Source organism: Planktothrix tepida PCC 9214 (genome assembly GCF_900009145.1).
GTDB lineage: Bacteria > Cyanobacteriota > Cyanobacteriia > Cyanobacteriales > Microcoleaceae > Planktothrix > Planktothrix tepida.
On record NZ_LN889782.1, the window covers coordinates 490,631 to 513,234 of the forward strand.

At 39.2% G+C, this 22,604-nt stretch carries 20 protein-coding genes and 2 pseudogenes; 11 read left to right on the plus strand and 11 right to left on the minus strand.

Annotated features, from left to right (window positions below):
- Window positions 1-93: 93 nt before the first annotated feature.
- From PL9214_RS05095 to PL9214_RS05110, 4 genes are all read left to right on the plus strand, one after another.
- A complete protein-coding gene (locus PL9214_RS05095; protein ID WP_072717749.1) occupies window positions 94-528 on the plus strand; it encodes a ferritin-like domain-containing protein in 435 nt (144 codons plus the stop codon).
- Between the two features lie 70 nt (window positions 529-598).
- Window positions 599-1,531 (plus strand): FTR1 family iron permease, encoded by a 933-nt coding sequence (locus tag PL9214_RS05100; protein WP_072717750.1) that lies wholly within the window; start codon window positions 599-601, stop codon window positions 1,529-1,531.
- Window positions 1,532-1,705: 174 nt separating this feature from the next.
- On the plus strand, window positions 1,706-1,981 hold the full coding sequence (locus tag PL9214_RS05105) for a hypothetical protein (RefSeq protein ID WP_072717751.1): 276 nt from the start codon (window positions 1,706-1,708) through the stop codon (window positions 1,979-1,981).
- Window positions 1,982-2,236: 255 nt separating this feature from the next.
- Window positions 2,237-2,548, plus strand: coding sequence for a hypothetical protein (locus tag PL9214_RS05110; RefSeq protein ID WP_072717752.1), 312 nt, complete (start codon window positions 2,237-2,239; stop codon window positions 2,546-2,548).
- Between the two features lie 257 nt (window positions 2,549-2,805).
- On the opposite strand, the gene PL9214_RS05115 is transcribed toward PL9214_RS05110, so the two are convergent.
- The gene (locus PL9214_RS05115) at window positions 2,806-4,008 is read right to left on the minus strand and encodes an FtsW/RodA/SpoVE family cell cycle protein (protein ID WP_072717753.1); all 1,203 of its coding nucleotides are present in this window, start codon (window positions 4,006-4,008) and stop codon (window positions 2,806-2,808) included.
- A 330-nt stretch (window positions 4,009-4,338) separates the two neighbouring features.
- Between PL9214_RS05115 and PL9214_RS05120 the strand changes: the two genes are divergently transcribed.
- Complete coding sequence (locus tag PL9214_RS05120; RefSeq protein WP_072717754.1) at window positions 4,339-5,610, plus strand: glycosyltransferase; 1,272 nt, start codon at window positions 4,339-4,341, stop codon at window positions 5,608-5,610.
- Between the two features lie 121 nt (window positions 5,611-5,731).
- On the opposite strand, the gene ylqF is transcribed toward PL9214_RS05120, so the two are convergent.
- Together ylqF and PL9214_RS05130 are read right to left on the minus strand one after the other, a co-directional pair.
- Window positions 5,732-6,565 carry a ribosome biogenesis GTPase YlqF gene (gene ylqF / locus PL9214_RS05125; protein WP_072717755.1) on the minus strand — a complete coding sequence of 278 codons (834 nt, stop codon included), beginning with the start codon at window positions 6,563-6,565 and terminating at the stop codon, window positions 5,732-5,734.
- Window positions 6,566-6,679: 114 nt separating this feature from the next.
- Window positions 6,680-7,096, minus strand: coding sequence for a universal stress protein (locus PL9214_RS05130; RefSeq protein ID WP_072717756.1), 417 nt, complete (start codon window positions 7,094-7,096; stop codon window positions 6,680-6,682).
- Between the two features lie 165 nt (window positions 7,097-7,261).
- Between PL9214_RS05130 and PL9214_RS05135 the strand changes: the two genes are divergently transcribed.
- Together PL9214_RS05135 and PL9214_RS30005 are read left to right on the plus strand one after the other, a co-directional pair.
- Window positions 7,262-8,458: a phosphoglycerate kinase gene (locus PL9214_RS05135; RefSeq protein ID WP_072717757.1), complete on the plus strand. Its 1,197-nt coding sequence runs from the start codon at window positions 7,262-7,264 to the stop codon at window positions 8,456-8,458.
- Window positions 8,459-8,576: 118 nt separating this feature from the next.
- Window positions 8,577-8,900: pseudogene (locus tag PL9214_RS30005) on the plus strand (ISL3 family transposase); the annotation flags it as partial.
- Window positions 8,901-9,130: 230 nt separating this feature from the next.
- Here the strand turns inward: PL9214_RS30005 and PL9214_RS05150 are convergent.
- Genes PL9214_RS05150 through PL9214_RS05165 form a run of 4 tightly spaced genes read right to left on the minus strand, consistent with a single transcriptional unit; the run spans window position 9,131 to window position 12,448 of the window.
- Window positions 9,131-10,798 (minus strand): tyrosine-protein kinase family protein, encoded by a 1,668-nt coding sequence (locus tag PL9214_RS05150; RefSeq protein WP_072717758.1) that lies wholly within the window; start codon window positions 10,796-10,798, stop codon window positions 9,131-9,133.
- Window positions 10,795-11,304, minus strand: a complete 510-nt coding sequence (locus tag PL9214_RS05155) for a helix-turn-helix domain-containing protein (RefSeq protein WP_072717759.1) — start codon at window positions 11,302-11,304, stop codon at window positions 10,795-10,797. Before PL9214_RS05155 ends, PL9214_RS05150 begins: the two co-directional genes overlap by 4 nt.
- On the minus strand, window positions 11,301-11,684 hold the full coding sequence (locus PL9214_RS05160) for a type II toxin-antitoxin system RelE/ParE family toxin (protein ID WP_072717760.1): 384 nt from the start codon (window positions 11,682-11,684) through the stop codon (window positions 11,301-11,303). Before PL9214_RS05160 ends, PL9214_RS05155 begins: the two co-directional genes overlap by 4 nt.
- Before the next feature lie 44 nt (window positions 11,685-11,728).
- Window positions 11,729-12,448: a phospholipase D-like domain-containing protein gene (locus tag PL9214_RS05165; protein ID WP_072717761.1), complete on the minus strand. Its 720-nt coding sequence runs from the start codon at window positions 12,446-12,448 to the stop codon at window positions 11,729-11,731.
- Window positions 12,449-12,608: 160 nt separating this feature from the next.
- Between PL9214_RS05165 and uvrA the strand changes: the two genes are divergently transcribed.
- Together uvrA and PL9214_RS05175 are read left to right on the plus strand one after the other, a co-directional pair.
- Window positions 12,609-15,635: an excinuclease ABC subunit UvrA gene (uvrA, locus tag PL9214_RS05170; RefSeq protein WP_072717762.1), complete on the plus strand. Its 3,027-nt coding sequence runs from the start codon at window positions 12,609-12,611 to the stop codon at window positions 15,633-15,635.
- Between the two features lie 145 nt (window positions 15,636-15,780).
- Window positions 15,781-16,697, plus strand: a pseudogene (locus tag PL9214_RS05175) (transposase).
- 123 nt (window positions 16,698-16,820) lie between these two features.
- Here PL9214_RS05175 and PL9214_RS05180 read toward each other — a convergent pair.
- The 3 genes from PL9214_RS05180 to PL9214_RS05190 form a co-directional block, all read right to left on the minus strand.
- The gene (locus PL9214_RS05180; protein WP_083579888.1) at window positions 16,821-17,156 is read right to left on the minus strand and encodes an MliC family protein; all 336 of its coding nucleotides are present in this window, start codon (window positions 17,154-17,156) and stop codon (window positions 16,821-16,823) included.
- A 137-nt stretch (window positions 17,157-17,293) separates the two neighbouring features.
- Window positions 17,294-18,298, minus strand: a complete 1,005-nt coding sequence (locus tag PL9214_RS05185) for a phosphoribulokinase (protein WP_072717764.1) — start codon at window positions 18,296-18,298, stop codon at window positions 17,294-17,296.
- Window positions 18,299-18,857: 559 nt separating this feature from the next.
- Window positions 18,858-19,142 carry a hypothetical protein gene (locus PL9214_RS05190; protein ID WP_072717765.1) on the minus strand — a complete coding sequence of 95 codons (285 nt, stop codon included), beginning with the start codon at window positions 19,140-19,142 and terminating at the stop codon, window positions 18,858-18,860.
- A 257-nt stretch (window positions 19,143-19,399) separates the two neighbouring features.
- Here PL9214_RS05190 and PL9214_RS05195 point away from each other — a divergent pair, with 257 nt between their 5' ends.
- On the plus strand, window positions 19,400-20,302 hold the full coding sequence (locus tag PL9214_RS05195; protein ID WP_072717766.1) for a LysR family transcriptional regulator: 903 nt from the start codon (window positions 19,400-19,402) through the stop codon (window positions 20,300-20,302).
- A 13-nt stretch (window positions 20,303-20,315) separates the two neighbouring features.
- Here PL9214_RS05195 and PL9214_RS05200 read toward each other — a convergent pair whose 3' ends face one another.
- Window positions 20,316-21,788: a site-2 protease family protein gene (locus tag PL9214_RS05200; RefSeq protein WP_072717767.1), complete on the minus strand. Its 1,473-nt coding sequence runs from the start codon at window positions 21,786-21,788 to the stop codon at window positions 20,316-20,318.
- Window positions 21,789-21,854: 66 nt separating this feature from the next.
- Between PL9214_RS05200 and PL9214_RS05205 the strand changes: the two genes are divergently transcribed.
- Complete coding sequence (locus PL9214_RS05205; RefSeq protein ID WP_072717768.1) at window positions 21,855-22,529, plus strand: MBL fold metallo-hydrolase; 675 nt, start codon at window positions 21,855-21,857, stop codon at window positions 22,527-22,529.
- The last annotated feature ends 75 nt before the right edge of the window (window positions 22,530-22,604 follow it).

Genomic DNA, 22,604 nt, shown 5'->3' on the forward strand with positions numbered 1-22,604 from the left:
TGAACTCAGTCGAACGCTTATCGAATGGGGCGAGGCTTGTATCCCATTTTTTTGGTCATAATAGGTAAAGTGTTTTTAGGTTAAAGACAAAGCATGAGAGATCTAGATCAAGGAAAAGCGATTGAATTGCTCAACACGATTATGGAGTTTGAATTAGCTGGAGTGGTGCGCTATACCCATTATTCACTAATGGTAACAGGGCCAAATCGTTTACCCATTGTACAGTTTTTCAAAGCTCAAGCGACAGAATCTTTACTTCATGCTCAACAAGCGGGAGAAATTCTCACTGGTTTAGAAGGACATCCCAGTCAAAAAATTGCCCCCATTGAAGAAAGCTATCAACATTCTGTTAGGGACATTCTACAGGAAAGTTTGGCTCATGAACGCAAAGCTTTAGAATTATATAAAGATTTGCTAGAAATTGTTGAAAATGCGAGTATTTATTTGGAAGAATATGCTCGGACAATGATTGGTCAAGAAGAATTACATAATATTGAAATCAAGAAGATGTTACGAGATTTTAGTTAAGTACAAAAAATATTTGGAGGCTGGGTTACGCCCAGCTTATCTAATTTTTTAGATCATTAACAAAAGGGATATGGAGATTACAGCCGCTTTACCGACATTTTTAATTACTTTACGAGAAGGATTTGAAGCTGCTTTAGTGGTGGGAATTGTTCTCGCTTGTTTAAAAAAAGCCGAACAAAGTCATCTGAATTCCTGGGTCTTTTCAGGAGTTGTAATTGGCATTCTGGCGAGTGCAGTCTTTGGTGTTCTATTTGGCTGGTTAATTCAAGGAATTGCCACCTCTGAACATCCTTATGCTCCAGTCTTTGGCGAATTTTTAGAAGCCGGAATTGGGTTATTTGCCATTACAATGTTAAGTTGGATGTTGATTTGGATGACCCAACAAGCTAAATCCTTAAAAGCTGAAGTAGAAGGAGCAGTTAAAGCCGCGATTGAAAATCATCAAACCGCCGCAGGTTGGGGAATTTTTGGATTAATTTTTATTGCAGTTCTACGGGAAGGTCTGGAAACCGTTATTTTTATCTTAGCCACATTTCAACAAAGTATCATGGCTGCTATTGGGGCAATTTTAGGGTTATTTGTAGCCGCAGGATTAGGGCTATTATTATTTAAGTGGGGGGTAAAAATCAATATTCGGTTGTTTTTCCAAATCATGGGAGTGTTTTTGTTATTAATTGTTGCCGGATTAATCATTTCGGTTCTGACACATTTAGATGCAGGGGTGGGAATATTAGCTCAGATCAATTCTAACTATGCCGGATTCTGTTTAACTCAACCGACTTCCTGCTTATTAGGAAATTTAGTCTTAAATGCTGAGGGATTTTTACCCGATAAACAATTTCCCGGTATCGTGCTAAAAGCATTATTTGGCTATCGAGATCACTTATATTTTGTGCAAATTGTGAGTTACTTCCTGTTTTTAATTACAGTGGGAGGCTTTTATTTAAAAGAAGTTAATGGAAAAGCAAGCCTACCTTTAAAACCCGAAAAATCGGCTTCTTAATCAGATTAAAATCAGGTAAAATCTGACTTTATTAACAAGCAAACTTAAAGATATTTAAACCCAAACACAATTCCGGCTTTCAGGATTCCCACCTGTCAGGGATTAATAGTATGATTCTCTGACAAAATTGGGTATACTGATAGTAGTCCTTAATTTATCCAAAATAAGTCAATTATGCTAAAGTTTGTCATTGCAGCTTTAGTGGCTTTAGAAATCGTGTTACTGAATTCTTGGGCGCTTCCCCCTGCCAATGCCACATCTCCCGGTGCAGAAGTCTATATTTGGGATTATGCTTCTGTTGGAAGTCATGAACTCGTTTGTAAAAAAGTTGTTTTCCATCCCAAAAATCAATCTCTCCCTTCCAGTGCTGAAGTTCAACCGGTCAGGATTGATTCTCGAATTGTTAATGATGCTGATTGTAGTCATTTAACAAAACCTATCTTGAAATAAAATAGCCCAGGAAAGAAAATTGAAAAACTCTGAAAATGAAAAGTCTTCAATTTTCTTTCTTTTATATTGCGAATGAACCCTTTTCTATAAGGCAGAAATATTGATTAAGGTGCGCGGAAGAATCAGGGTACAAAGCAGAGTTGGAGGATGACAGCCGACCCTGATCAAAATTTAGGCATGAGATTGGTAACAGTTTGTGATAAAATTTTACAAAACTTAAAATTATTCACAACCGTAAATCGGTAGGAACGTAACATGGCAGGACTGTTTGGCTTGTTTGGCAAAAAAGCAGATTCCAATTCCCAGGAGACAACTGGAGACGGTTTCTATATGGAGGGTGATGTAGCCAAAGGTCTTGGAGAGATGGACAGATTCAAGAATATGCCTCCGGTGAAAAAGACTTTCCCGGTTGAGGTTGAGGTTCCTACATTGACAACCCTAAATGGTTTGAGCGGTACCACTTCTAATAATGTGACGGAGGAATCTGCGACCAAAACTGAACGCCGTCGTGCGGATAGCAGTATGGATATGTTTCGGAATCTTGCTCGTGAGATCAAAAAACCTTAACGTTTACTAGAAGAAATCTAATCTCGAATGGGGTTCACAGCCAATAGCAAGGGGGAGTTAAAGATGCTTCTCAGGCTATGTCTGTGAACCCTATTTTAATGTTGAAAAAGGGAATTTCCTTTCATCTTGATGGTAATTCTATTCTTCTTTTTTCTGCGCAATAGGATCTTGTTTACTGGAGTGTACGGTTTAGGTTTCAGCATCAGTCTATATCCTCACACCCCAGCCGCGACTGCTATCAAATTGACTCTCCTGATTTAACGTCTCCGTAATCGCTCTTTTCTGCTACGTTGGTCTTGAGTAGAACGATGTTCTGCTAAAGAAATCACACTGGCTTCATTTTCTTCTCTCGCTACGCGAATTAAGAACGCTGCTAAAGCCAAACTGGCAATCATTGAACTTCCGCCATAACTAAATAGAGGTAAAGGTAAACCAGTAGTAGGTAAAACACCCGTTGCTACCCCAATATTTAATAGAGATTGTCCGACCATAACGACCATCACCCCAATGGCTACTAATTGATGTTCAATTTGTTGTGCTTTCAGGGCGACTCGTAGAGCTAGAGTTCCATAAATTGTTAATAGAAATAATAATAAAATTCCGCCAATAAAGCCAAATTCTTCTGCATAAACCGAGAAAATAAAATCACTATACTGAATTGGTAAATAATAGATTTTTTGGTGAGATAATCCCAATCCTGTCCCCCAAAAACCACCAGAACCCACCGCTAGAAGACTTTGCACTAACTGGTATCCATCCCCCATCGAATCAGCCCAAGGATTTAAAAAGGATAAAACTCTTCGTCTTTGATATTCTTTAATACTAATACTTAAGGTGGCTAAAAGTATTCCCCCTAAAGCCGTCCCCCCTAAATAGTAAAACGGCAATCCTGCGGCTAAGGCAACTAACCAAAGGGTCATCCCACAAAGGGCGGTGGTACTTAAGTTGGGTTGCAATAAAATCGATAATAATACAGTTCCAAAAATTCCTAACCAAATCAACCGAAGTTTCCAACTTAAACGAAACCAATTACCAAAAAAACGGGCACTTTGTAAGACAAGAAAAGGCTTCATTAACTCTGAAGGTTGAATCGGAATCGGCCCGATAGAAATCCAGCGAGTTGCACCATTAATGGTTGTTCCTAATCCGGGAACTAAGGTGAGAAATAATAATCCTAGAACAATTAAAACTCCCCATTGGGCAATTTTTAACCAAAATCTCAGAGAAGATTGAACAATAAAACTAAATCCCAATAATCCTACAACTGTCCAGATTAATTGACGTTTAAAATAATATAATCCATCTCCCTGTTCTGCGTAAGCAATGGGATAAGAAGCGGAGAACATAATAATTAAACCCACAAATAACCAGAGAAAGGTTATCCAATGTAACCATCGAGCTTCCGTTGACCAATGGGTCACAGAAGAGGTAAAAAACGGGAAAATTTGTCTTAAATTCATCTCAAGAATACAACCGTAAACGGGAGTATAGAGTTATTGTTCATTCTCAGTATCTTACGTTCAAAAGGATTAAATTGGCATTCAACTCCCTATTAATTCTGTGTACAGCAACCCCAAATCGAAATTTAACCTTTAAACTTTGACTTGTTTTCCAGGAACAGCTAAAAGCACAATTCGTGATAAAATGATATAAGAATTTTGACTAATTTTTTCAAATCAACGGCAAAACTTGCCATTTTTTTCATAGTCCTTCCTCGAAAAATTCCCCCTGTTTCGGTGTAATGGGGGCTGTAACCGTCTCCCTCTTGACATCCGTTTAATTTCCTCTCTATGACATTTCAACCCCGAACACCCGTAGCATTAATTTCGATTCATGGCGATCCCGATATTACCATCGGACAGGAGGAAGCCGGAGGACAAAATGTGTATGTCCGTCAGGTAGGGGAAGCCTTAGCTGCGTTAGGATGGCCCGTGGATATGTTCACCCGCAGAAGTCATCCTGATCAACCTCTGATTGTTCAGCATCGTCCCAATTGTCGCACGATTCGATTAATTGCTGGCCCAGAAGAATTTATTCCTAGAGATCAAGGATTTCCTTATTTATTGGAATTTGTGGAAAAATTTCAAAAATATCAAGCCGAAACCGGGATACAATATGAATTAATCCATACCAATTATTGGTTATCAGGTTGGGTCGGATTGGAATTAAAAAAACATCAACTTTTACGACAAGTTCATACCTATCATTCTTTAGGAATTGTTAAATATCAAGCCGTTTCTGATATTCCTAAAATTGCTCACACTCGATTAAATGTTGATAAACTTTGTTTAGAAACCGCAGAACGAATTGTTGCGACTAGCCCCCAAGAACAACAGTTTTTACGAGAATTGGTGTCTGAGATTGGCAACATTAATATTATTCCCTGTGGAACTAATATTGATCAATTAGGTCAAGTTTCTAAGGCAGATGCCAGGGAAAAGTTAGGATTCGATCCCCAAGGAAAACTGGTATTTTATATTGGTCGATTTGATCCTCGAAAAGGAATAGAAACTTTAATCAGGGCGATCGCTAATTCTAAATTTCGCTATGATCCTCAGTTAAAATTAATCATTGGCGGGGGTTCTCGTCCGGGGTGTAGTGATGGATTAGAACGCCATCGTTTGGAAAAAATTGTTGATGAATTAGGGTTAAATGATATTACCCAATTTACAGGCAGAATTTTAGACGAAGAACTACCATTATATTATCGAGCGGCGGATGTTTGTGTGGTTCCCAGCCATTATGAACCCTTTGGTTTAGTCGCAATTGAATCCATGGCAAGTTATACTCCTGTAGTCGCTTCTAATGTGGGGGGATTAAAATTTACAGTTATTCCTGAAGTTACGGGGTTATTATGTCCGCCAAAAGATGAGATGGCTTTTACTGAAGCGATTGATCGAATTTTATCTAATCCTAACTGGTCAAAACAACTGGGAGAAGCGGGAAGAAAAGAAGTAGAAACCCAATTTAGTTGGCAAGGGGTTGCCTTAAAATTAAGCGATCTTTATACTCAAATTTTAAGTGAACCCGCCCAACTATTAAGAATAAAACATAAGTTTTAACAGGAGTCCCTTAGAAACCGGGTTTCTGATTGTTATTGATTATGTCGGTGAGATTATGAATTTACTCCGAGGCGACAAAGAATCTTCTATCAATGCCTATGTTTAATTACTATCCCTGTGATTAATGAGGGGGTAATTCTAACGCAATATTTCCTAATAATCCCTTACGAAAATCATTTAATAATTGACGAGCCGTTCTTTCAATATCCCCTTTATGTCGATGTTCTGCTAATTCTTGTAAATAAATATCCCCACTGAGGGCATTAAATTCTAATTGATACCGGGTGGCTAATAAATGTTGTAAATTCAAATCTTGTAAGAATTCTATTAATGCCACAGCGACTTGTTGATTTTCATAAGCTGCTTCCCCAATATCTTCACAGATGGCTAATTTTAACGCATCTTCTTGTTTTTTGATTTGAGTCGGAATCACCCCTGGGGCATCCAATAATTCCAAAGTCTCCGAAATTCTCACCCATCTTAACTGACGAGTCACCCCCGCTCGTCGTGCACTGTCCACAACCCGCCGCTTTAATAACCGATTAATTAACGCCGATTTTCCCACATTGGGAAACCCAATCACCACAGCCCGAACCGGACGGGGTAACATTCCCCGTGAGGCTCGTTTTTCATTCATCTGCACCCCGGCTAATTGGGCAGCTTTTGCGACCGCTTCCACCCCATTCCCCAACTGAGCATTGGTAAAATATGCCGTTTCCCCCCGTTGTTGAAACCACTCTTCCCACTGTTTCTGAATATGAGAAGGAATCATATCCATACGGTTAATCACTAAAACTTTGGTTTTACTCCCCACCCACTGGGGAACTTGGGGATGATGGGTCGCCAAAGGAATCCGAGCATCTCGTACCTCCAACACCACATCCACCCGTTTCAGTTGTTCGGTAAGGGTGCGTTCCGCTTTAGCAATATGACCGGGATACCATTGGATAGACATAGGGGTTTAGGGCTGGGGGAATGGGAGACAAGGGGACGGGGTGACAAGAGGGGACAGGGTGACAAGGGGACGGGGAGCGTTCTTGCTGGGTTACAGTTAAGCGTCAATACCTTGTTAGGGAACAACCAGAACTGGACAGGGAGACAAGTTAATGACGCGGTTAGTGACGCTATCGGCGGCACCTTCTTCAGTCAGACCAGTACCCCGACTGCCGATGACGATTAAATTAGCATCGATTTCATCAGCAACATCACAAATCGTGAAGGCTGGTTTTCCTTGTCGTTCTAGGGTTTGAACCTGAATCCCCTCCTTAGAAAACAGGGCTTGAGCTTGTTCGAGTAAGTCCGCCACTGCTTCCGGGGATGTCATTTGTTCATCGTGGGGCTGAGGGTCACGAACCTCAGTGTCAGGTTCCACAACAGCCAGAACATAGAGAGTAGACTGATAGGTCTTGACAAGGTTGGTCACAATTACAGCCGCTTCGTGGGCTTCACGGCTTTGATCAACAGCAAATAAAACAGTTTTAAACATAATCGCGCATCTCCGAGACGCGGACTTCGGTAGAATGTTTACTGTGAACGATTGGGTGGTAGACCTCATTGGGTTGACAGACAATATCAAACTGTCCGAAACCTGACCAATGCCACCTAAATTTAATCTGATTAAGACAAGAACACATCCTAGGAGGATAATCCTGTGTCAAAAAAAACTGTAGCAGATTTATCAGCATCAGATTTATCTGGGAAACGAGTATTAGTCCGCGTTGATTTTAATGTTCCCCTTGATAATGGTTCAATTTCCGATGATACACGGATTCGCGCTGCTCTGCCGACAATCCAAGATTTAACCTCCAAAGGTGCTAAAGTTATTTTAACTAGCCACTTTGGTCGTCCCAAAGGAATAGACGACTCCATGCGTTTAACCCCTGTGGCAGCCCGGTTATCGGAATTGTTAGGCAAACCGGTTAAGAAATGTGACGATTGTATTGGGGATGAAGTCGCCCAAGTTGTTGCTGCTATGGAAAATGGGGATGTCACTGTCTTAGAAAATGTCCGTTTCTATGCCGAAGAAGAAAAAAATGATCCTGAATTTGCTCAAAAATTAGCTTCTGTTGCCGATTTCTACGTTAATGATGCTTTTGGAACTGCCCACCGTGCCCATGCTTCTACTGAAGGCGTAACCCATTATTTGCCTTCTGTGGCGGGTTATTTAATTGAAAAAGAACTCCAGTTTTTGCAAGGTGCAATTGAAGAACCCAAACGTCCTTTAGCTGCTATTGTTGGCGGTTCTAAAGTGTCTTCTAAAATTGGTGTCATTGAAGCCCTTTTAGATAAATGCGATAAATTACTGTTAGGCGGTGGGATGATTTTCACCTTTTATAAAGCTCGTGGTTTAAATGTGGGTAAATCTTTGGTAGAAGAAGATAAACTCGATTTAGCTCGTGCTTTAGAAGCAAAAGCCAAAGAAAAAGGCGTAGCGTTCCTGTTACCGACCGATGTGGTTGTTGCGGATAAATTTGCCCCTGATGCAGAAGCCAAAACCGTTAGTATTAATGATATTCCCGATGGTTGGATGGGGTTAGATATTGGCCCTGATTCTGTTAAAGTTTTTCAAGCAGCTTTAGGCGACTGTAAAACCGTGATTTGGAACGGCCCTATGGGGGTTTTTGAGTTCGAGAAATTCGCGGCGGGAACCAAAGCGATCGCTTTAACTTTAGCAGATTTAACTAAAACAGGCACGATTACAATTATCGGTGGTGGTGATTCCGTTGCGGCTGTTGAACAGTTGAATTTAGGCGAACAAATGAGCCATATTTCCACTGGAGGTGGCGCGAGTTTAGAACTGTTAGAAGGAAAAGTATTACCTGGAATTGCAGCGTTAAATGACAAGTAATTTTAGGATAATTTAATCCGAACTGTAGGGGATATGGCCGTGTCATTCCCCTACTATTTTTTGACCCTGAACGTTTAATTATGGAACTTGAATAATAGGGTTCTTCTAGGCTAGTTATGAGATCTTAAATCAAATAGAAGAAGTCAGTATAGACTTGTGGGTTCCCTATAAAAGTGTAGTGGAAGAACTGATGCCGAATGCACAAGTAGTTGCCGATAGATTTCATGTCATCAAACAAGTCAATGAAGAGTTAGACTAAACAATCAAAAGGTGGATTGCCGAAATTCTCGCCTATTTCGACAATCGAACTACCCAAGGGGTCGTCGAAGGAATCAATCAGAAAATTAAGTTAATTAAGAGAAGAGCGTATGGCTTAAATAATTTTGCTAACTTTAGAAGAAGAGTTCTCTTAAATTGGCATTTTTCTTCTAATTTATCATAGTTAGTCTAGAAGAGCCTTAATTTTTACTATCCCATACTATAGTAACAGTCCCTTTTTAGATCCACAACTCCCAAATCCCAATGGTAACGCTAAGATAATAGCGATCGCCTCCTAAAACTTCCCTCCTCCCCCTCGTTTCTAGGTTCTACCTAGAAATGATATTAGGGTGGCTCTGCCACCTGTCAAAAATTCACTATCAACCATGATTAAAAAGAGGGAAATTAATTTAATTACAAATTATAATAACTTCTTTCATAAATTTTCAAAAAATAATCAGCTAATTTATGTAATTTTAATTTATTCATATCTTCATAAAGTGTCGGTTGATCTCTACTTAATTTTTGAAGATATTCAGCATCTTGTAAAACCTCTACTAAATCATCTATTCCATCAAACTTATAAGCAAGATCTACTGCTATTTGTAAGACAGGCTTACTATAAAAATATTTAAAAATTTCTTGTGAAACATAACAAATCTCTAGTTTATCTTTACATAAAGATAGAGCTACTAAAGATAGCTTTTCTGCTAATTCCGGCTGATTGTCTTTTGAGGCTGCTTTAACGGCAGTCAAACGAATGTAGATATGAGTTATATCATCTAATTGAACCCTGTTGCACAGAGGTAAAACAAGTTCTAAGCTTTTTTTATAGTTTCCTATGTCTGCAAGAAAAGAAGCAAAAATTTCTATCTTTTCAGGCTCTAATTTTCCTTGTATCCATCTTTTTTCTACAAACTTTAAAACATTTTCTATTAATTTTTTGTCTTTTCGGGTTTCCATTTTATTTTTATCGGAAATATTAGACAATATTTCCGATAATTTATTAGTTAATAAATTGTCAGCTTCTTCATCATTAGGTATTAAATCAACCATCTTAAATCCATAATTTATCCAGGCTTCTTCATTTTTAGTAAAATAGAAAAATCTCATTGCAGTTCTATATACTTCAGGATGAGGGTACATAGCTGCAATTTCAAGGATTCTTTTTTCCGTTTCTTGCGGAGGAAGAGACAGCAAACTCTTACTAATATTTTCTACTTGCTCACGAATATTTTTATCGGCTAATTCTATATTTAATCCATAGAATAAACTAACATAATTTTTTAATAGTTCTTCATCTTTATTAGAACTAACCAGTGCTAAAAACTCATTTTGTTCTAGCAAAGACGAAGAAAATAGAAAGAAAAGTTTATTATCTTCTACTTCAAAACGTTTACAACATCTTATTTTAAAAGTTGAAATATCGTTGGGTTTAGGGACACGAGAAACAACAACTTTAACATCAATTTTCTTGTCCAGTGCTTGAGCAACTTGACTTTTTTGAATTAAGTTTTTAATATGCTTCGTGACTTTGATACTTTCTGAACTCATAGAGGAAAGCATTACGACTTCATCAGCTAATTGTTGGGTGCATAAACCAGCAATTTCAGTAATACCTGTACGAGAGTCTATAATGACAAAATCTGCTTTTAAATCTTCCTTGATGTAGGCAATAAATTGTTGAAAAAAGGCAACCCCATTAAGTTCTTCAGAAAAAATTTTACCCCAATCTAACTGACTCAGTTGTTTATAATAATTTTCAGATAAATATTGACCTGATGGAATTAACCACAGGGGAATAGACTCAGTAGAATCACCAAAAGGGACTTTAAGACAAATATCTTGAATTTGACACAACTCTTGGTTATGAATTTGATAATGCAAAATATAATCTAAAAGCCCTTTGTGATCCTCTGGTACTTTCAAACTATGAAATTTAGCATCAATTCCTGGAGCTTCTAAATCAAAATCAATAATAACTGTTTTTAGCCCAAGTTTCGCAAGATAAACGGCAAAGTTAGCAGCAGCTAAGGTTCTACCCACACCACCTTTATAGGAATAGAATGTAATGGTTTTCATGCTGCTGTCCCCCAGAAACCATCCTTAGAAACAAGATTCTGTGCTTGTTTACATTTTGTTTTTTGTTCTGATGAAATTAGATCAAATTCTGGCGTTTGTGGATTTTCTTGAGGGGGTAATTCTTCTATATCATCTAAAACAGTTTTAATCGTTTCTTCAAACTCTTGGGGTGTTATCCCTAATTTAGCCGCAACTCCAGCAACTTTTTGACCATTCAGCAAAAATGATGCTTCAAAGTCAGCACCCAACGCATCTAAATAAGCTAAAACGGATTCAAATGTATGATCATTATTGGCGCTTTCTAATTTAGAAACCCAACTTTGACCTACTCCCATTTTTTCAGCTAACTCCGCCTGAGTTAACCCCATTTTTTTACGCAAATTTCGCATCACTTGAGTTAAAGCAACTCGAAATAATTCCTGTCTTTCTACCAGTCGAGTGTTTGGTGTGTCTGGAATAATTTCATTGAGGAATGCTAAAACATCTTGAGTTTGATTATGAGTCATTTTTCACCTTCCTGTTGTTTCATCAAGCGTTCACGCCGTCTTACTGCCTGGTCAATTTCTCGTTTAGGAGTTTTTTGAGTTTTCTTTTTAAAAGCGTGCAATAAGACAAACCGTTTACCGACTAAAGTACAGAAAAAGATGCGAGGATTATTCGGAGTATTATCTAACCGCAGTTCATATAAGTTAGTTTGGGTTGCAATTTTGTCTAAAATATCTGATCTTTCCCTCAATAACCTTAATCCGTAACTTTGTAATAGCTTTAGCCGTAGCTGGAGTTGCTTCAGTTCTCCGGGTGTGAGCGAAGGATCTTTCAGAAACTCCTTAACGGGGGCTGTTCCATCGGCATCGAAGTAAAATTCAATGTGCCATTGCTCCGTCACTCCTCTATCTCCCTAGTATAGCATGACATATTTAGAATAAAATTTCAACTCGCCGTTGCTTCTGAGACTAGGTTAGGATCATACTTTAAGTCAGGAGCGTTGAAAAAATCTTCAATCAAATCAGCAATCACACTCTGATCTGTTGTTTTTACACCCATCTCTCTTGGCGCAGATAGGCTGCTTTCGTGGGAACTCAGAACGTTGTGACTCCCGACCATCGCAAATTGGTGATCGCAAAGAATATACTTTTCATGGGTTCCCGTTAATTTGAGTTCCAATTGTTCAGGATAGCGTTTCCGTAGTTCTTGTAGCTTAGGGAAAGCACTGTAATGTCCTGCGGTATCAGCAGTCATATTAATGAAGCATTCACCTGATGGAAAAATATTAATGATCTTGCCATAGGGACTTATTCCTTTTATATCATAACTATAGCCCCAGCCAATATAGAGATAACAGCCTCGATCCAGTAAAGCCGTCATTCTTAACAAGATATCCTGATCAAGACTACGTTGGCTTAACCAAGGACTACTAATAATCACAAATTCCTTCGCTTTGGAAAGTGCATCAATGAGGATGATCCGGCTTTCTATACGACCTTTAACGGTTTCGATCACAGGATGTTGATCCGCTTGTACCTGTTGGTAGAACTCTTGATACTGTCTCAACAACTCAACCCCATTCGGGTGATCGACTAATTTGTCCAAGAGTAAAAGCGGGTTGAGAGACGATTGAACAGACAAAGGATCTGAGTTGATTAGTGACATTATTCTATTTTTAGAATTATTGGTTGATTCAGATTATGACATAAATAGAATTTAATCTGCAACCACACTAGATCTGTTGTTCTGAACCAAAATTTTGCTTGAGAAACAGCCTTTCTGTCAGAACGCTAAGATAATTAAGGACTGTACGACTTGAAATGCAGTGAACTCAACATCACTTTCTGACCCCCTACCCTATCCCAACAACACCCCCAACCGAATTCGCATTCGGGGTGCGAAACAACATAATTTGAAAAATATTGACTTAGAATTACCGCGCGATCGCTTAATTGTATTTACAGGGGTTTCCGGTTCGGGTAAATCTTCCTTAGCCTTTGATACCATTTTCGCCGAAGGTCAACGCCGCTATGTAGAATCACTGAGTGCTTATGCGCGCCAATTTCTCGGACAACTGGATAAACCCGATGTGGATGCCATTGAAGGGTTGAGTCCGGCGATTTCCATTGACCAAAAATCAACGTCCCATAACCCTCGGTCTACGGTGGGGACGGTTACGGAGATTTATGATTATCTGCGGTTGCTGTTTGGTCGTGCGGGTGAACCCCATTGTCCGATTTGCGATCGCAATATTGCGCCCCAAACGATTGATGAAATGTGCGATCGGATTATGGAACTCCCCGACCGTACCAAATTTATGATTCTCGCCCCTGTGGTGCGGGGGAAAAAGGGAACACACCGTAAACTTTTGTCCAGTTTAGCGTCTCAAGGATTTGTTCGCGTCAGGGTCAATTCTGAGATTTTTGACCTGTCCGAAAACATTGAGTTAGATAAAAATTATACCCATACCATTGAAATCGTCATTGACCGCTTAATTAAAAAGCCAGGACTGGAGGAGCGTCTAGCGGATTCCTTGAGTACCTGTTTAAAGCAATCCAGTGGAATTGCGGTGATAGAGGTATTAGATGATACATCGGACAAGGTATCCGCGTCGCGAGCTAATAATAAGTATATATCAACTGGCTCAAAAATTGCAAGATCTGGAGATAAAAAAGTTGCTGAAAATAGCGATAATTCTTACGAAGTAGAAACCGAAAATTTAGAAGCTTCATCTATTTCATCACAATTGGTTTTTTCTGAGAATTTCGCCTGTCCTGAACATGGGGCGGTGATGGAAGAACTTTCGCCTCGGTTATTTTCTTTTAATTCTCCCTTTGGTGCTTGTCCGAGTTGTCATGGTTTAGGACATTTGAAAACCTTTTCCCCGGAGTTAGTTGTTCCTGATTTAACTCAACCCGTTTATACAGCTATTGCGCCTTGGTCAGAAAAAGATAATTCCTATTATTTATCTCTCTTACATAGTGTGGGTCAAGCGTTTAATTTTGAAATTACCACTCCTTGGAATCAATTAACTCAAGAACAGCAACAAATTCTCCTCTATGGTTCAGAGGAACCGATTTTAATAGAAACGGATTCTCGCTATCGAGAAAATAAAGGATATTATCGTCCTTATATCGGGGTAATTCCGTTATTACAACGTCAATATCAAGAAACCGCTTCGGAATTACAAAAGCAAAAATTAGAACAATATTTAATTGATCAACCTTGCGAAGTTTGTCTAGGAAAACGATTAAAACCAGAAGCATTAGCGGTGCGTGTCGGACAATATCACATTCATCAATTAACAGCAGTTTCGATTCGAGACTGTTTAGACCGAATTAATCAGTTAAACCTAACAGAAAGACAGGCGAAAATTGCTGAATTAGTCTTGCGAGAAATTAAAGCGCGATTACAATTTTTACTCGATGTGGGATTAGATTATTTAACCTTAGCTCGAACCGCATCAACGCTATCAGGAGGAGAAGCTCAACGCATTCGGTTAGCCACTCAAATTGGCGCCGGATTAACGGGGGTTTTGTATGTTTTAGATGAACCGAGTATTGGGTTACATCAACGGGATAATACCAAACTATTAAATACGTTAATTAAATTACGAGATTTAGGGAATACTTTAATTGTCGTTGAACATGATGAAGAAACGATTCGGGCGGCGGATCATTTAGTAGATATTGGGCCAGGGGCGGGGGTGCATGGCGGTGAAATTGTAGCGCAAGGAAATTTAGAGATATTGTTAAAATCAGAACCTTCTTTAACAGGTGCTTATCTTTCAGGACGGAAAAAAATTGAAACTCCCCCAGAACGTCGAATAGGGAATGGAAAAAGCCTTAAATTAGTTAACGCTAGTCGAAATAATTTAAGAAACATTACTGTTGAGATTCCATTAGGAAAATTGGTCAGTATTACAGGGGTTTCGGGCTCAGGAAAATCAACGTTAATGAATGAATTACTTTATCCTGCATTACAACATCATTTTACCCGAAAAGTACCCTTTCCTAAAGATTTAAAAACAGTAGAAGGGTTAGACGCATTGGATAAAGTGATTGTGATTGATCAATCTCCTATTGGTCGAACTCCCAGATCTAACCCCGCCACTTATACCGGAGTTTTTGATATTATTCGAGAGGTGTTTACAGCAACCATTGAAGCCAAAGCTAGAGGTTATAAAGCCGGACAATTTTCCTTTAATGTTAAAGGCGGACGCTGTGAAGCTTGTGGCGGACAGGGAGTTAATATTATTGAAATGAACTTTTTACCGGATGTTTATGTTCAGTGTGAAGTGTGTAAAGGAGCGAGATATAATCGAGAAACATTACAGGTGAAATATAAAGGATATTCCATTGCAGATGTGTTAAATATGCCTGTAGAAACTGCTTTAGAAGCGTTTGAAAATATCCCCAGGGCGGCGAGTCGTTTACAAACGTTAGTGGATGTTGGTTTAGGTTATATTCGTTTAGGACAACCTGCACCGACGTTATCGGGAGGAGAAGCACAACGGGTTAAATTAGCGTCAGAATTATCGAAACGCGCAACGGGGAAAACGTTATATTTAATTGATGAACCAACAACGGGTTTATCGTTTTATGATGTGCATCAATTGTTAAATGTGTTACAACGGTTAGTGGATAAAGGCAATTCTATTTTAGTGATTGAACATAATTTAGATGTGATTCGTTGTGCAGATTGGGTGATTGATTTAGGGCCAGAAGGGGGAGATAAAGGCGGTGAAATTATTGCTGAAGGAACCCCGGAAGATATTGCTAAAAATGCTAAATCTTATACTGGGATTTATTTAAAACAGGTGTTAAAACAACATCCAACTGTGAACTTATAAGCAGAATAAGTAGCATAATATGTTTTTTTTGCCAACATAAAAATGCTATTGAATTAATAAAATTTAACCTATCCCTCTTCTGTCAGTCTCCGAGGAGTAAAATTAGAAAATAAACCAGATGGGTAGCTAGAAGGGAGATAGGGTAATGGATGTAGAATTACAGATGCTCAAACATTTAGCCCGAGATGCACAACCAACAGTTTCCGTGATTGATGAATATTGCCAAGGTTATAAAGACCTATTCCCAGAAGTTAGAAGTTACGAATGTTTTAAATACTTACATCTAGGAATCATCTCACCAATTCCGAGAAAATCTTTACCGGAAATTGCTAAAATAGTAGGAATTAGATCGCCACAATCACTCCATCATTTTTTAGCCAATTCGCCTTGGTCAGCAAGGGAATTAAAGGAAAGAAGATTAGCTCGAACTCTAAAAGGATTGAAAGAAGAGAAGATTATAGTAATAATTGATGAAACAAAGAATCAGAAACTAGATATATTAGAGAAATCATATTTGGGAAAAGAAGTCCGAGAACCTATTGGGAAATTACCACAGATCCAGAAACGATGCCAGAAGCCTCAACTTCGTTTGTGATGACAAATTTAACAGAGAACAGAAGCCAGCTTAAAAAGACATTAGGTAATTTATACGGGTTAAGAACATGGGTGGAATATGGATTTCGACAATGTAAACAAGAACTGGGTTGGACTGATTATCGGTTGACGGATTTTCCAGATATAGAAAAATGGTGGGAAATCATTTTCTGTGTGTATTTAATGATTAGTTTCAACTCCGAAGTTTTCCGGTCTTTAAGTCAAGGTATTCCCCGAGAATCTGAGAGCAAAAAAAACACCGCAGATTGCTCGAATCACCGACAATGGAATCATAAAGAGGGATGGAAAAATGTTTTAAATAATCTGCGTTTAATAATTCAGCCTACTATTATATTGTGGTTGATTGTCCCGTGGCTAGATATTTTTCCCGACCGCCATTTATTAGTGGGTTTTCATAAATTAATTGAGAATATTAATCAATTTCAATCTTATTTTCCCAATGGATAACTCTACTTTTTATTACTTGTTGATTTCGGAGAGTGACAGAAGAGGGATATTGAATAAGTTAACATTTTTGAAATCAAATTAAATTAGCTGCTAAGAGGTGCGACCAAGCAAAACTATCAGGTTTTACCACAACCCACGAATCATAGGTTTAGTGGTTTCTTGAGCTAGACATTGCTCATAGAGTTTGTGATCATTCTTCTCAATAAACGCTTCTTTTCCTTTGGTATAAAGGGTAATTTTCCCATCCGAATAGCGAACACCGGAAGCGGTGGGAACTTGAGTTAACGTGAGGGTTTCATCAGACGATAGTTGAACTTGGGCGGTGTTTGGGGAAAATTGGGCTTCAAAGGTTTTGTTTTGAGTACATTCGTAAGTAATACGCTGTTCTGCTTGGGCACTGAAAGAAGCGATCGCAACAAGCCCGACTCCCATTATTAAACTCAAACTGATTTTTTTCATAGCTTTATCGGGTAGGAATGTATTTTTACTTTTACTATAGCGCTTGGCTTTCTAATCTAAAATTAAGATAAAAAATAACGCGAGATCAGTTTATCCCGCGTTATGTTGGTTTGAGTTAATCACTAACAGTCAAAAACTTAGACCGTTGCTGCTACTTTTTCAGTAACTCCAACTAAGCGCTCGTAAGTTGCGCGCATTTTCAAGCCAACTAACACCTGGAATAATCCGCTACCATTATTGGAACCGGGATACTCTTGGTGTTCGCGGAGCAGATGGGTCATTTCCCCATAGTATTTTGTAGACAGGTTGCTTAAGTGTCCTTCGACGTAGATCATTTCATCGAGGTTATCGAATTGACCATCGACTTCAAGGATAGACACTTCATTTCCGTAGTAGTTATCAGGGCCATAATACATTTTTAAACCCGGATAAGAACAGGTGAGTTTGCGTCCGCAAGGTGTCCAATGAATTGTCGATCCTTGATCAAATAAGTAGGCGGGTTCGAGTCCTTCCACCCCTTCTTTCTGTACCAGACGCACCCGCAGGATTCTGTGTTCTTTATCTTCAGCAATCAGGTTCGTGGGCAGAATTTGAACCACCACATCAGCGTATTTCTTTTGGGGGTCAATATAAGCTTCAAAATCAGGACGACGGGCATTAATAGCGGCGAGAACATCTTCATAACGATGACCGCGTTCTGCCATGTCACGCTGAATTTTCCACGAAATTTTAACTTCGTCGCTGATATCGAGATAAACACTAAAATCTAGCAGCGAGCGCACCCGTTCGTCATATAACGGATGTAACCCTTCAATCACGATAATATGATTCGGATCGATCCGTTCGGGAGGATCGATCTCGCCAGTTTCGTGGTTATAAATGGGTTTATCAATAGAGACACCATTTTTAAGAGCGTTGATTTGCTCATACATTAAATCAAAATTATTAGCTCTAGGATCTAGAGCCGTAATTCCGGTTTCTTTACGTTGCTTTCGATCTAAACAATGATAGTCATCTAAACAGATAACCGTCACAAAATCTTTCCCAAAGATATCTGTTATCCGACGTAAAAATGTTGATTTTCCGCACCCGGAATCTCCAGCAACACCAATTAAAACCACGCGATCCGGCTTATTTCCCATCTTCCTCTAACCTAAAAGAAACTGTTGACAATTTAATCATTGAATTTTGAGTATTAAAACTATTACCAACGCCAGCATTGTCGAGTCCTCACCTCATCTGAAGGCAAAGTAAACCTCAACTTATGGTAGTGAACAGACTCCCGACTGACAGAAGGCCTTGCACTCAGGCAAGCTAAGTATTTAATACTAACTTTTGTTTCTGATTTTACCAGAAGGGGATCATCCCCACAAGGCTTAATCTGAATATAGTTACAGATTATGGGTCTTCGGTAAAGATGTTGAATCCCCAACTTTGTAATTTTCTTCCTTTTATCCGCTTTATGGAGGTCAATAACTCAGCTATGTCTAGGTTTACCCGCTTTGGGTCAAGTAATTGTCATCAGAATAACATTTTTGATTCTAACTTGAGATGATGTCATCACATCTGATCCCGATTGTCCCCCAAAATTATTGCAGGTCAGCAGGAAAAACCAGGATCAGTTTAACAGAAAGCATTCTTAGGTTGTAAAATCAGTTACACAGAGTTAAGAAGTGCTGTATCTTAACACCCAAATTCCCTTTAAAAATGATATCGCTCTTCAATCCAAATTCGCATTTCTCCTTCTGATAAATGTTCAACAAAGCAATGGGTTTGCGGATCAAAGGCATTCCAGTAGCGTTTGCCTTCCGCATCAGAGGATAACCAAATTTTGGGTTCTTTTCCCGCCGTTAGCATCGCGATCATTTTATTCCAAGTGGATTGAAATTTTGTCAGAAAATGGCGGGATGAGAAAGCGGGTTTTGAGGGAAACGGGTGAAGCGAGTTAAGGGAATCCAAAATTAAATAAACGGTGAGGTTATTCATAACAATTTCTCTCCTCATTACAGAAGAATTTGAGAGTTTTTAGCGGTTAAACTTACTCTATTTCCCTTACAATAAAAAATCAACGGATAACATCGATAGGTAATATCGATAAAATCGATAGATATAGCAGTCGCCAAGGCAGTTAGGACATAGACTGAGGCGACAAACTAAGAGGGGTTAAGTCTTTTTTCCTGCCTGTTCCCTGTTCCCTGTTCCCTGTTCCCTGTTCCCTGTTCCCTGTTCCCTGCTATTGTCCTATGAATCCCCAAAATTTGAAACTCTCCCAACTCCGGGCTTTAGTCGCCGTTGCTGAGACGGGAAACTTCAGCGAAGCTGCATTGAACCTGAATTTATCCCAGTCTACGGTTAGTCATGCGATCGCAACCTTGGAAGCTGAATTAGGCGTTATCTTGATCAAACGAGGACGATATGGAGCGGTTTTAACGCCTTTGGGAGAAAAGATGGTCACTCAAGCACGTCAAATTCAACAGCTTTTAGCGCAAATGGTTCAGGAAGCCAACCGCGAAAAAGGATTACAAGGTGGCAATATTCGGATTGTTTCGTTTCGCAGTGTTTCGACTCATATTTTACCGTCTGTGATTGCTCAATTTCGCAGCCATTTTCCAGACGTGACGGTGAGTTTAACAGAATTTGATGATACCCCAGAAATGGAACACGCAGTTCGCACGGGTCAAGCGGATATTGGATTTACTTATTTACCCACCAGTGCCGAATTTGAAGTTTGGGAAATCTTACAAGATGATTATATCGCCATTCTTCCTCCTCATTATAACATTAATAGTTCCCGTTTAACCTGGGAACAATTAGCCTCCTATCCCTTAATTTTGTCTTCAACCAGTTGTTGTTCTTCGTTGATTTTAAAATATTTAAAAAAAACGAATTTTCCTTTAAATATTGCCTATCATGTGCGAGAAGATTCAACAATTTTAGGCATGGTGGCTCAAGGTTTGGGAGTCTCAATTATTCCGGGTTTAGCAGCACGTCCGGTTCCTCCCCAGGTTCAAGTTTGTCAATTACCCGATCCCTTAATTCGAGTCATCGGTGTAATGGTCTTAAAAAATGCCCTCCATTCTCCGGCGGTTTATACCTTTTTAGATGCCTTAAGACAGGTTGGACGCTTCAATAAAAAAGCGGTTTAACCAGATTTTAAGATTAATAATTCAACCATTGACCAACAACAGAAGGCATGGGTAATAAAAGTAACAATAATAACCCCAAGGTTACAAACCCAATAATATCCCGAATATTATTCAATTCACTGACATCATTTAAGGCGGGTTCATCTTGTAACGGAAAAAAGAATAATAACAAAGCTAAGGCTATAAATTCACTGTGGATTAATGCTAAAATTAAGATAAAAAATCGAGTGAATTGACCCATCACGAAACTGGTTTTTTGACCAAACATAGCATGAACCAGATGACCCCCATCTAATTGTCCCACTGGTATTAAATTAATTGCTGTGACAATTAATCCTAAATATCCCGCGATCGCCAGAGGATGTAGATGAATGGCTTGTTCCGAAGTCAAGGCATCCCCTAATATTAATTTACTCAATATTGTTAATAAAAACGAAAAACTGGGATGCAAGGATTCAAAATTTAAAAATCCAGAGTTTTTCGGATCAAAGGGAACAACCGTTGACTGATTTAAGCCTAAAATTAATAACGGTAAACTGATGATAAATCCCGCCCAAGGGCCAGCAATACTGACATCAAATAACGCTTTCCGGTGGGGAAAGGGTGATCGCATTTGGATAAACGCCCCCAAGGTTCCTAACCAAAATGGAATCGGCAGAAAATAAGGTAATGTCGCTTTCATTTTATACCGAATCGAAGTTAAATAATGAGCTAACTCATGAACTCCTAAAATTGCCATTAAGGACAAACTATAAGGTAATCCAGATACTAATAAACGGGGATTTGCTTGCCAAGTATCTAGGGAAATATTCTCCATTTCCACACCCGCCACCGTTGTTGTAAATAAAGTAATTAATACCAGTGCTAAACCTAAAATTGGACGGTTTAAAGCATCAGGCTTGAGTAAATTTTCGGTATTTTCTGGATAAGGATTAGGAACTAAGGCAAAAAAGGGTTTATCTTTGAGATCTTGTTGAAAGGCAATCAAAAAGCGATCGCTAAATTTAGCTTTAATATTATCTCGAATCGTTCGATAAGCTACATCAGGATTTGACCGTAACTGACCCCGACAAATCACAGCTTGTAGCCGATATTCAATATTATGCAGAGGAAAAACAGTCCAAGGAAAACAAGTGCGAAGGGTTTCTTCTTCTTGTTGATCTAAAGGACGAGGTAAGTGGGGATTTTCCACAGGAAGACTAGGTTCGGTTGGAATGGCGGACTCTGATGATGTAGGCGGCGGAAGACGACCCCATTGGACTAAAAACCAATATAAACAGGGACAAGCAATAAAAGGAATAATCACTAATTCTGCTGGAATGGGTTTTTGATCATAAGCAAACATCCAGGTTCCCCAAATGAACGCTGGAGTCATCATCACCAACCATAGCAACCAAATGGGAGTTCGAGTAATTTGAGCAACTCCCCGTTGTAGAAGCCAATAGGTCATCAACCCTAAAATCAGTAACCAAAATAACATGATCATCTGTAGTTTTAATTCAATAAACAAGTTCGATTAAAATCAAAAATTGAACCTAAAAACAATAACGATATGTCCCAGGAGCGTTCTGTCCCCAAAACTCCCCGACTTGTACTGGAAAATATTTATGCTTTCCCACCCAACCGGGACACTTTGGGCGGAACTGCCTATTTTATTGTAGAGAACCAGATGAACATCTTGATCGATGCACCTTTATGGAATGAAACAAATCAGCAATTTTTAGAGCAACAGGGTGGTGTTCAAGGGTTATTCATTACCCATCGGGGTGCAATCGGTTCATCACGAGAGATTCAAAACAGATGGGGATGCAAGATTGTCATCCAAGAACAAGAAGCTTATTTATTACCGGAGTCAACGGTGACAACCTTTGAGAAAGAGTTAAGGCTGAGTTCCCAGAGTTCGGTTTTTTGGACACCTGGACATTCTCCCGGTTCATCTTGTCTTTATTTTAGTGGGCAAGTCGGGGTTTTGTTCACCGGACGTCATCTCTTACCCAATCTCCAAGGTCAACCCGTTCCCCTCCGCACCGCTAAAACCTTTCACTGGCCACGACAGTTAAACAGTATTCGATTCATATTGGAACGCTTTAATTGTGATACCTTGCACTATATTTGTCCCGGTGCAAATACAGGAGCATTACGAGGAGAACGCTTGATTAATCATGCTTATGAAAAATTGGCAAGTCTTGATTTAGATGCGTGTTTGTTGAGTCCAGCTATTCTCTAGGGAAAGAGAGATACAATACAAAAAAGGAACCTGACGGCGAATAAATTCCCCTCGGACTTACCCCATCAGTAATTT

Excerpts from the sequence above, each read along its gene's own strand:
- PL9214_RS05100 (WP_072717750.1), top strand. The coding sequence starts at position 599 with ATGGAGATTACAGCCGCTTTACCGACATTTTTAATTACTTTACGAGAA.
- PL9214_RS05130 (WP_072717756.1), bottom strand. The coding sequence starts at position 7,096 with ATGTTTAAAACTGTTTTATTTGCTGTTGATCAAAGCCGTGAAGCCCAC.
- PL9214_RS05095 (WP_072717749.1), top strand. The coding sequence starts at position 94 with ATGAGAGATCTAGATCAAGGAAAAGCGATTGAATTGCTCAACACGATT.
- PL9214_RS05205 (WP_072717768.1), top strand. The coding sequence starts at position 21,855 with ATGTCCCAGGAGCGTTCTGTCCCCAAAACTCCCCGACTTGTACTGGAA.
- PL9214_RS05105 (WP_072717751.1), top strand. The coding sequence starts at position 1,706 with ATGCTAAAGTTTGTCATTGCAGCTTTAGTGGCTTTAGAAATCGTGTTA.
- ylqF (WP_072717755.1), bottom strand. The coding sequence starts at position 6,565 with ATGTCTATCCAATGGTATCCCGGTCATATTGCTAAAGCGGAACGCACC.
- PL9214_RS05110 (WP_072717752.1), top strand. The coding sequence starts at position 2,237 with ATGGCAGGACTGTTTGGCTTGTTTGGCAAAAAAGCAGATTCCAATTCC.
- PL9214_RS05165 (WP_072717761.1), bottom strand. The coding sequence starts at position 12,448 with ATGTCACTAATCAACTCAGATCCTTTGTCTGTTCAATCGTCTCTCAAC.
- PL9214_RS05185 (WP_072717764.1), bottom strand. The coding sequence starts at position 18,298 with ATGGGAAATAAGCCGGATCGCGTGGTTTTAATTGGTGTTGCTGGAGAT.
- PL9214_RS05200 (WP_072717767.1), bottom strand. The coding sequence starts at position 21,788 with ATGATCATGTTATTTTGGTTACTGATTTTAGGGTTGATGACCTATTGG.
- PL9214_RS05195 (WP_072717766.1), top strand. The coding sequence starts at position 19,400 with ATGAATCCCCAAAATTTGAAACTCTCCCAACTCCGGGCTTTAGTCGCC.
- PL9214_RS05120 (WP_072717754.1), top strand. The coding sequence starts at position 4,339 with ATGACATTTCAACCCCGAACACCCGTAGCATTAATTTCGATTCATGGC.
- PL9214_RS05155 (WP_072717759.1), bottom strand. The coding sequence starts at position 11,304 with ATGACTCATAATCAAACTCAAGATGTTTTAGCATTCCTCAATGAAATT.
- PL9214_RS05190 (WP_072717765.1), bottom strand. The coding sequence starts at position 19,142 with ATGAATAACCTCACCGTTTATTTAATTTTGGATTCCCTTAACTCGCTT.
- PL9214_RS05180 (WP_083579888.1), bottom strand. The coding sequence starts at position 17,156 with ATGAAAAAAATCAGTTTGAGTTTAATAATGGGAGTCGGGCTTGTTGCG.
- PL9214_RS05150 (WP_072717758.1), bottom strand. The coding sequence starts at position 10,798 with ATGAAAACCATTACATTCTATTCCTATAAAGGTGGTGTGGGTAGAACC.
- PL9214_RS05115 (WP_072717753.1), bottom strand. The coding sequence starts at position 4,008 with ATGAATTTAAGACAAATTTTCCCGTTTTTTACCTCTTCTGTGACCCAT.